The sequence below is a fragment of the uncultured Candidatus Puniceispirillum sp. genome (assembly GCF_963979125.1).
GTDB lineage: Bacteria > Pseudomonadota > Alphaproteobacteria > Puniceispirillales > Puniceispirillaceae > Puniceispirillum.
Genome location: NZ_CAXBVX010000084.1, coordinates 1 through 8413 on the forward strand (window position 1 = coordinate 1; position 8413 = coordinate 8413).

Here is an 8413-nt window from a genome sequence, read left to right on the forward strand (position 1 = left end):
CGCTGACGCGGACAGCGCCAAAACAGACGCATCTGGTTGCGGCGCTGGTTGGTATTGGCGGGATTGCATTGTTGTTCTGGCCAGAGCTTCAAATCTCTGAAACGGCAGTTCTGACGATTCTCCTGTGCTTCATGGGCACATTGTTTTTCTGCACGGGCAATATGGTGTCGGCTTCGGCGCAGAAAGCAGGGTTTTCAGTTATCGGTACGGCTAGCTGGGGCATGCTGTATGGTGCTTGTTATCTGGGTATTCTTTCGATTTTCCGAGGTCAGGAATTTATCATCGAGCCCACATTTGTTTATGTCACAAGTTTGATCTGGCTTGCTTTGATTTCATCAGTATTCACATTCAGCGCTTATCTTATGCTGATTGGCCGGATTGGGGCAGGGCGCACTGGCTATGCAACGGTGATTTTTCCAGTTTTTGCCTTAATGATTTCGACGTTTCTAGAATCCTATATATGGACTTGGTACGCGCTAAGCGGGCTTGCTCTTGTTGTCATAGGCAATGTGATTATGGTGCGCTCTCGCGGATGATGGAAGTGATGGCTAAGCCAAAAGTAAGGCTGACAGGCAAATAACAGCGCCAGTTGTAAGGCCATGTCGCAGACGCATATACCACGCGGGTATCAACCCTTTTATGAAAGCCTGACGGTCAACTGACCAAGCCAACCCATAAAGTGGTATGAGACCCAGAAGTCTTAATTCTACATCAAAAATCAGTAAAGTTGCCCAAGCCAGCAAGGCTGGAGTGATCGACCAAACATACCATGCTGGATGCCGGTCATCGCGCATCGCTAGCCCCCAATGCACGGCACCTAGAAACGTCAAGATGATTGCCGCATAGGTAGTGCCGCCAAGCAACCCATAAAGCACCAAAACCGAAACACCGCTATGCGCGCCCACCGTAGCAAGGCCAAAGGGAATAACGCCAGCCCATCCCAGGATTAGGGGCATTTGCGGTATGGCTTCTAAATTATTGTCCATCATTCATATCCTTTGCTTAGAGTCACTTGGCCTTTATGGTGACGTAACAGGAATGGATTTACGGGTAAACATTGTCATCATTATTACCGCAAGCATTACTGTTGCGCCGCCAATGATTTCCATAACGCTTAAGGTCTCACCAAGAAAAAGCCATGGCCAGATCGGACCAAGAACGCTCTCGATCAAAACCAGCAAACTTACCTCGGCAGCTGGAACATAACTGGCGCCCCATGTCACAAAGGCAATGCCAATACCGATTGTAAAGGCCCCCATGAACAGCATAATTCCAAGATCATGGGGGCTAACATCAATGCCAGCACCTGTTAACAAACTGGCAACGAAACCGATAAGCAAGGCAAAAAAGCCACCCAAAAATGTGCCGCCAAGCACATCTTGTTTGCCACTGCGTCTTGCCAGAACAAGCATCACGGCAAAGCAAAGTGCTGATAAAAGCGCCAAAAGATTGCCAAGGGTATGCCCCATCTCAATGCCATCGCCAATCATCAGGCTAACCCCACCTATAGCGCCTATCATGGCAAACCATGTTACAGGATGCGGCTTTTCGCCAATCCAGACCCAGCCAATAATTGCCGCCATGAAGGGGGCGATGGTTATAATGAACAAGGTTGAGGCAACCGAAGTAAATAGCATCGAAAAAACATAAGTTGCAAAGGCGATTGACAGCGCCGCACCCATTAGAATGTCGTGTCGGTCAAGCCCGCGCAGAAAATGAAAAAAGCCGACGCGGCGACGCAGGCAACAAACCAATGCGACCATTGCACACAGGCTCATTGACCGATACATCAAAATCTGGAACCCTTCGGCGGCCTCAATCAAGCGCATGCACAGACCAACAAAACTCATGCAGGATCCACCTAGCAGGACTAATAGCATTGCTGATTGTTTTTGCATGAGCCTTCTCTTTTCCTTGATATTCTTTGCTTATCACCGGAATGCCGCCCTTCCAAAGAAAATGCAACAGCTACTTCAAAAATATGATGATGATCAGCTTGATGTGCGGCCAAATAGATTGGCTGGTTAAATACGCATTATGCGAATGCGAACCATTATTATTTGCATATTTGAAATATACGGTTCCAATTTGCAAAAAAAGCCAGATGTTACTTGCTTTTACGGGTGCGCTGACTTATTTCAAAGCAATTGTTTTATTGTTTTTCGCGGGAGAAAAAAGTGTCTGAATTTCTTTCCGAGTATCTGCCGATAGCTGTTTTCTTTGCTATTGCTGTAGGCTTGTCTGTAGCCTTTGTTCTGACAGCCTTTGTCTTTGGCACGCAGCGACCTGACGAAGAAAAAATGACAGCTTATGAATGCGGGTTTGATGCATTTGATGACTCGCGTCGTCAATTTGATGTCCGTTTCTATCTTGTGGCAATTCTATTTATTATTTTTGATCTTGAAGTCGCTTTCCTGTTTCCGTGGGCTGTCTCGCTTGGCGGTATCGGTATGTTCGGTTTCTGGTCAATGATGATTTTCCTAGGGGTTTTGACAATTGGGTTTATCTACGAATGGAAAAAGGGAGCGTTAGAATGGGAGTAATAGATCCGAATAACGCGCCACCAATTCCGCCAGGGGCTGATCAAGACGCGATTCTAAAGGCGGTTGGTGATGAAATTACCAATCGTGGTTTTGTTATTGCCAAGGCAGACAAATTGTTTAACTGGGCGCGTTCAGGTTCACTTTGGCCGATGACTTTCGGTTTGGCTTGTTGTGCGGTTGAAATGATGCATTCCGCCTCCAGCCGTTATGATATGGACCGCTATGGTATGTTGTTCCGGCCAAGTCCGCGCCAGTCGGATGTGATGATTGTTGAGGGCACTTTGACGAATAAAATGGCGCCAGCGCTTCGTCGTGTTTACGATCAGATGCCAGAGCCTAGGTGGGTGCTTTCAATGGGGTCATGTGCCAATGGCGGCGGCTATTATCATTATTCATACGCTGTTGTGCGTGGGTGCGACCGTATTGTGCCGGTTGATGTGTATGTGCCGGGCTGCCCACCAACTGCCGAAGCGCTGATTTATGGGCTTTTGCAACTACAAAAGAAAATTCGTCGTACAGCTACAATTGCCAGAACTTAGGGCCATCCAAAATGAACAACATTGAACAGAATGACGATGTTGCCGGCGACATCTATGCCGAAGCACCACTTGCGACTATGGCAAACTATGTGCGTGATATTTTGGATGATATTTGTGAGACGGTAACCGCAACCAACGATGAAGTGTTGGTGCGGATCAGTTCAAACGATATTGCAAACGTGTTGTCGAAATTGCGTGATGACAATCATGTTGCCTTTAACCAACTTTCTGATCTTACAGCGGTTGATTATCCTGAGCGTCCTGCCCGTTTTGAAATGGTGTATCAACTTTTGTCGATCAGCAATAACATGCGTTTGCGTATATTGGCGGAAGTCTCAGAAGGTCAGTCAGTACCATCTGTAACAGGCGTCTTTTCGGCAGCTAATTGGGCCGAGCGTGAAGTATGGGACATGTTTGGTATTTTCTTTGCGGGTCATCCTGATCTGCGGCGTTTGTTGACGGATTATGGATTTGAAGGTCACCCGCTACGCAAGGACTTTCCGCTGACCGGTCATGTCGAGGTTCGGTATGATGATACACAACGCCGTGTGGTTAACGAACCAGTCCATCTGGTGCAAGAATTCCGTGATTTTGATTTTCTGAGTCCGTGGGAAGGTATGCAGCATGCGATTGATGCTGAAGAGTCTGACAAAAACAGTGATGCAAATTAGGGGTTAGTTATGGCGGAAATGCAAATTAAGCCAATTACGATGAATTTCGGTCCCCAGCATCCGGCGGCGCATGGTGTGCTTCGCCTTGTGCTTGAAATGGATGGCGAGGTAATCGAACGCGCCGATCCCCATATTGGTTTGCTTCATCGTGGTACCGAAAAGCTGATTGAGCATAAGACCTATTTACAAGCGTTACCATATTTTGACCGGCTTGATTATGTATCGCCAATGAATCAGGAGCATGTATGGGCCTTGGCGATTGAAAAAGCGCTGGCAATCGAAGTGCCGCGCCGCGCACAATTCATTCGCGTGTTATATTGTGAAATTGGTCGTATTTTAAACCATCTTTTGAATTTGACGACCTTTGCTATTGATGTTGGCGCGATGACGCCGCTTTTATGGGGTTTTGAAGAGCGCGAACAATTGATGGGTTTTTATGAACGCGCTTGTGGAGCACGTTTGCATGCGGCTTATTTCCGGCCTGGTGGTGTGCATCAGGACCTGCCAACAGGTTTGCTGGAAGAGATTGGTGACTGGGCAGATAATTTTCCGTCTTTCATCAATGATATGGAAACTTTGTTGACCGATAACCGTATTTTCAAGCAGCGCACAGTTGATATTGGTGTGATCAGTGAAAAAGAAGCGCTTGATCTTGGTATGTCAGGTCCGTGTATCCGTGCTTCAGGTGTGCCGTGGGATTTGCGTAAAAGCCAGCCTTATGATGTTTATGCCGAAATGGATTTTGACATACCGATTGGCAAGACTGGTGATTGCTATGCACGTTATCTGGTGCGCATTGAAGAAATGCGTCAATCCTTGCGGATTATCCACCAATGTATTGCCGATATGCCCGAAGGTCCGGTATTGGCCAAAAATAACAAGGTTACGCCACCACATCGTGGTGACATGAAGAATTCGATGGAAGCGCTTATTCATCACTTCAAGCTTTATACCGAAGGGTTTCATGTGCCAGAGGGCGAGAGCTATACGGCTGTTGAAGCGCCAAAGGGCGAATTTGGGGTCTATCTTGTTGCAGATGGCTCAAACAAGCCGTATCGGTGCAAAATTCGGGCGCCAGGGTTTTATTTTATGGCGGCAGTAGACTACTTGTCACGTGGCCATATGCTGGCAGATTCGGTTGCGATCATTGGATCGCTTGATATTGTTTTTGGTGAGATTGATAGATGAGCATTCAAGCCCGCATTGCTGAAGATCAGCCTGACTCATTCGCCTTTTCGGCCGAAAATGAGGCAGAGATTAAGCGTATTATTGGCAAATATCCTAAAGGCCGTCAGGCCAGTGCGGTGATGCCATTGCTTGATATGGCGCAGCGCCAGCATGAAAACTGGATCCCAATGAAAGCTATTGAGCTGATCGCTGAAAAGCTGAATATGGCAAAGATCCGCGTGCTTGAGGTGGCGACCTTTTATACAATGTTCAATCTGAAACCGGTTGGAAAATATTTTCTGCAAGCCTGTACAACAACACCGTGCTGGCTTCGTGGCTCTGACGAGATGATGCGCTGCATTAAAGACCGGTATGATATTACGTCTGGGCAAACATCTAATTGTGGGCGTTTCTCATTGCTTGAAGTTGAATGTCTAGGTGCATGTGTCAATGCACCCATTTTACAGGTCAATGATGATTTCTATGAAGATTTAAATTACCAAACAACAGGCAAATTGCTTGATTCGCTGGAAAAAGACGCGCCGCTTGCCGTTGGGTCGGTTCTTGGTCGTTCTGGTTCGGAAGCCAGCGGGGGTGCCACAAGCCTGAATGGATTAAAACCAAAGAAGAAAGCCAAGACAAAGTCAGGAGCAGCCAATGCTTAAAGACGCTGATCGCATTTTCACCAATATTTATGGCTGGGATGATGCCATGCTTGCGGGTGCCAAAAAACGAGGTGATTGGGACAATACAGCGGCTATTCTGAAACTTGGTCATAATGAAATTGTTGATCGCATGAAGGCATCTGGACTGCGTGGCCGCGGCGGGGCTGGTTTTCCAACAGGTTTAAAATGGTCATTCATGCCGCAAGAGGTCAAAGACCGTCCGCATTATCTTGTGGTTAATGCCGATGAGTCCGAACCGGGTACATGTAAAGACCGTGATATTATCCGCCATGAACCGCATAAATTGTTGGAAGGATGTGTTGTTGCTGGTTTTGCCATGCGTGCCCACGTAGCCTATATCTATATCCGTGGTGAATTCGTGAATGAAGCGCGTCGTCTGCAAACAGCCATTGACGAAGCCTATGAAGCAGGGTTGCTTGGCAAAAATGCGGCTAAATCAGGCTGGGCTTTTGATATTTATCTTCATCGCGGTGCTGGTGCTTATATTTGTGGTGAAGAAACCGCATTGATCGAGTCACTGGAAGGTAAAAAAGGTCAGCCACGGTTGAAACCTCCATTTCCGGCAGGGGTTGGGCTATATGGTTGTCCGACAACGGTCAATAATGTTGAATCCATTGCCGTTGCACCGACCATTTTGCGTCGGGGCAGTGATTGGTTCGCGGGTCTTGGTAAAGAAAACAACTCTGGCACAAAGCTGTTTTGTATTTCCGGCCATGTAAACAAGCCATGTAATGTTGAAGAAGAAATGGGCATTCCACTGAAAGAGTTGCTGGAAAAGCATGCTGGTGGCGTTCGTGGTGGATGGGATAATTTGCTAGCTGTTATTCCAGGCGGGTCGTCAACGCCGATGATGCCCAAAGATATTTGTGAAACTATGACTATGGATTTTGATGCGCTTCGTGAAGCTGGAACAGGTCTTGGGACTGCTGGTGTCATTGTCATGGACAAAAGTACTGATGTGGTGAAGGCCATTTCACGGCTGTCTTATTTCTATAAGCATGAATCATGTGGCCAATGTACGCCATGCCGTGAAGGCACTGGCTGGATGTGGCGGATGATGGAACGACTTGTGCGCGGTGAAGCTGAGCCGCATGAGATCGATACATTATATGAAGTTACAAAACAGGTTGAAGGTCATACGATTTGCGCGCTTGGTGATGCAGCCGCTTGGCCAATTCAGGGTCTTATTAAACATTTCAGACCAGAGATTGAGCGTCGTATTGCTGCGCGTCATGCTGGTGACGCCGTAGCGGCAGCTGAATAAAGGATTAATTACGATGCCAAAACTGACCGTTAATGATGTTGAAGTCGAAGTAGAAGACGGATCAACTGTGCTTCATGCCTGTGAAGCTGCTGGCGTTGAAGTGCCGCGTTTTTGTTATCATGATCGTTTGTCGATTGCTGGTAATTGCCGTATGTGTCTGGTCGATATGGAACGCGCACCAAAGCCGGTTGCGTCATGTGCAATGCCTGCTGGTGATGGCATGGTCATTCGCACCGATACAGATCGTGTCAAAAAGGCGCGTGAAGGCGTTATGGAGTTTTTGCTTATTAATCATCCACTTGACTGTCCTATTTGCGATCAGGGCGGCGAATGTGATTTGCAAGATCAGGCAATGGGCTATGGTCATGATGGATCACGGTTTGAAGAAAATAAACGCGCCGTCGAAAATAAGCATATGGGCCCGCTGATCAGTACGGTTATGACGCGCTGTATTCATTGTACGCGATGTGTTCGCTTTGCAACCGAAGTTGCTGGTGTGCCAGAGTTGGGCGCTATTGGCCGTGGTGAAAATGTTGAGATCACAACCTATCTTGAAAAAAACCTAGCATCTGAGTTGTCGGCAAATGTGATCGATCTTTGCCCTGTTGGAGCGTTAACATCGCGCCCTTATGCTTTTACGGCACGTCCGTGGGAACTTAGCAAGACCGAATCTATTGATGTGATGGATGCAGTCGGTAGCAATATTCGTGTTGATGCGCGTGGATCACAGGTCATGCGTGTATTGCCGCGTTTGCATGAAGATGTAAATGAAGAATGGATTTCGGATAAAACCCGCTATGCAATCGATGGGTTGCGCCGTCAACGTCTTGATCAGCCTTATTTGCGTGGCGCGAATGGCAGTCTGCATCCAGCTAGCTGGGATGACGCTTTTAAAACCATGGCGGCAAAACTGAAAAAAGCAAAATCATCTACAATTGCTGCGATTGCAGGTGACCAAGCAGATGCTGAAAGCATGTTTGCCCTAAAGGCGATGATGCAGCGTCTTGGTTCGGTGAATATCGATTGTCGTCAGGATGGGGCTAAAATTGGCGGGTCACGTGCTGGTTACGTATTTAACTCGACGATTGCTGGTATTGATGACGCTGATGCGTTGTTGATTATTGGAAGCAACCCGCGAGAAGAAGCGGCTGTTTTGAATGCCCGTATTCGTCGTAACTGGCTGGCCACAAATATGCCCGTTGGCGTTGTGGGTGCTGATAGTGATCTTACCTATGACACAAAACATCTTGGTGATGATACGGCGATACTTTCGGCCATTTTGGATGGTTCTAACAAATTTTCAAATGTTCTTAAACGCGCCAAGCGGCCAATGATTATCATTGGCATGGGCGCACTTAGCCGCGAGGATGGCGCCGCTGTTCTTGCCACTGCGCGTCAGATTGCCGAAGCCTATGGCGTTGTTGTAAAGGGGTGGAACGGGTTTAACGTTCTGCATAATGCGGCAGCACGTGTTGGCGGTCTTGATTTGGACTTTATTCCCGGAAAAGGTGGTCTTGATATTGAAGGCATGTATAAAGCTGCT

The 8413-nt window shown here is 47.4% G+C and carries 10 protein-coding genes; 8 read left to right on the forward strand and 2 right to left on the reverse strand.

Annotated features, from left to right (window positions below):
• Positions 1 to 536: DMT family transporter (locus ABNT28_RS08470; RefSeq protein ID WP_348721384.1), on the forward strand; the 536-nt coding region annotated here is incomplete at its 5' end.
• Between the two features lie 12 nt (positions 537 to 548).
• Here the strand turns inward: ABNT28_RS08470 and ABNT28_RS08475 are convergent.
• Together ABNT28_RS08475 and ABNT28_RS08480 are read right to left on the reverse strand one after the other, a co-directional pair.
• A complete protein-coding gene (locus tag ABNT28_RS08475) occupies positions 549 to 986 on the reverse strand; it encodes a DUF3429 domain-containing protein (RefSeq protein WP_332923993.1) in 438 nt (145 codons plus the stop codon).
• Between the two features lie 33 nt (positions 987 to 1019).
• A complete protein-coding gene (locus tag ABNT28_RS08480; protein WP_348721385.1) occupies positions 1020 to 1898 on the reverse strand; it encodes a DMT family transporter in 879 nt (292 codons plus the stop codon).
• A 279-nt stretch (positions 1899 to 2177) separates the two neighbouring features.
• Between ABNT28_RS08480 and ABNT28_RS08485 the strand changes: the two genes are divergently transcribed.
• The 7 genes from ABNT28_RS08485 to nuoG form a co-directional block, all read left to right on the forward strand.
• The gene (locus tag ABNT28_RS08485; protein WP_332923992.1) at positions 2178 to 2543 is read left to right on the forward strand and encodes an NADH-quinone oxidoreductase subunit A; all 366 of its coding nucleotides are present in this window, start codon (positions 2178 to 2180) and stop codon (positions 2541 to 2543) included.
• Positions 2534 to 3082 (forward strand): NADH-quinone oxidoreductase subunit B family protein, encoded by a 549-nt coding sequence (locus ABNT28_RS08490; protein WP_332923991.1) that lies wholly within the window; start codon positions 2534 to 2536, stop codon positions 3080 to 3082. Before ABNT28_RS08485 ends, ABNT28_RS08490 begins: the two co-directional genes overlap by 10 nt.
• Before the next feature lie 11 nt (positions 3083 to 3093).
• Positions 3094 to 3753, forward strand: a complete 660-nt coding sequence (locus ABNT28_RS08495) for an NADH-quinone oxidoreductase subunit C (RefSeq protein ID WP_332923990.1) — start codon at positions 3094 to 3096, stop codon at positions 3751 to 3753.
• Positions 3754 to 3762: 9 nt separating this feature from the next.
• The gene (locus tag ABNT28_RS08500) at positions 3763 to 4941 is read left to right on the forward strand and encodes an NADH-quinone oxidoreductase subunit D (protein WP_332923989.1); all 1179 of its coding nucleotides are present in this window, start codon (positions 3763 to 3765) and stop codon (positions 4939 to 4941) included.
• Positions 4938 to 5585, forward strand: a complete 648-nt coding sequence (nuoE, locus tag ABNT28_RS08505) for an NADH-quinone oxidoreductase subunit NuoE (RefSeq protein WP_332923988.1) — start codon at positions 4938 to 4940, stop codon at positions 5583 to 5585. Before ABNT28_RS08500 ends, nuoE begins: the two co-directional genes overlap by 4 nt.
• Positions 5578 to 6870 (forward strand): NADH-quinone oxidoreductase subunit NuoF, encoded by a 1293-nt coding sequence (gene nuoF / locus ABNT28_RS08510; RefSeq protein ID WP_332923987.1) that lies wholly within the window; start codon positions 5578 to 5580, stop codon positions 6868 to 6870. The genes nuoE and nuoF overlap by 8 nt, the downstream gene beginning before the upstream one ends.
• A gap of 13 nt (positions 6871 to 6883) precedes the next feature.
• A partial coding sequence (nuoG, locus tag ABNT28_RS08515) for an NADH-quinone oxidoreductase subunit NuoG (protein ID WP_332923986.1) occupies positions 6884 to 8413 on the forward strand: 1530 nt, incomplete at its 3' end.

What these genes read in the sequence shown, in the direction of transcription:
- ABNT28_RS08475 (WP_332923993.1), bottom strand. Translation starts at nt 986, where the DNA reads ATGGACAATAATTTAGAAGCCATACCGCAAATGCCCCTAATCCTGGGA.
- ABNT28_RS08480 (WP_348721385.1), bottom strand. Translation starts at nt 1,898, where the DNA reads ATGCAAAAACAATCAGCAATGCTATTAGTCCTGCTAGGTGGATCCTGC.
- ABNT28_RS08490 (WP_332923991.1), top strand. Translation starts at nt 2,534, where the DNA reads ATGGGAGTAATAGATCCGAATAACGCGCCACCAATTCCGCCAGGGGCT.
- ABNT28_RS08495 (WP_332923990.1), top strand. Translation starts at nt 3,094, where the DNA reads ATGAACAACATTGAACAGAATGACGATGTTGCCGGCGACATCTATGCC.
- ABNT28_RS08500 (WP_332923989.1), top strand. Translation starts at nt 3,763, where the DNA reads ATGGCGGAAATGCAAATTAAGCCAATTACGATGAATTTCGGTCCCCAG.
- nuoE (WP_332923988.1), top strand. Translation starts at nt 4,938, where the DNA reads ATGAGCATTCAAGCCCGCATTGCTGAAGATCAGCCTGACTCATTCGCC.
- nuoF (WP_332923987.1), top strand. Translation starts at nt 5,578, where the DNA reads ATGCTTAAAGACGCTGATCGCATTTTCACCAATATTTATGGCTGGGAT.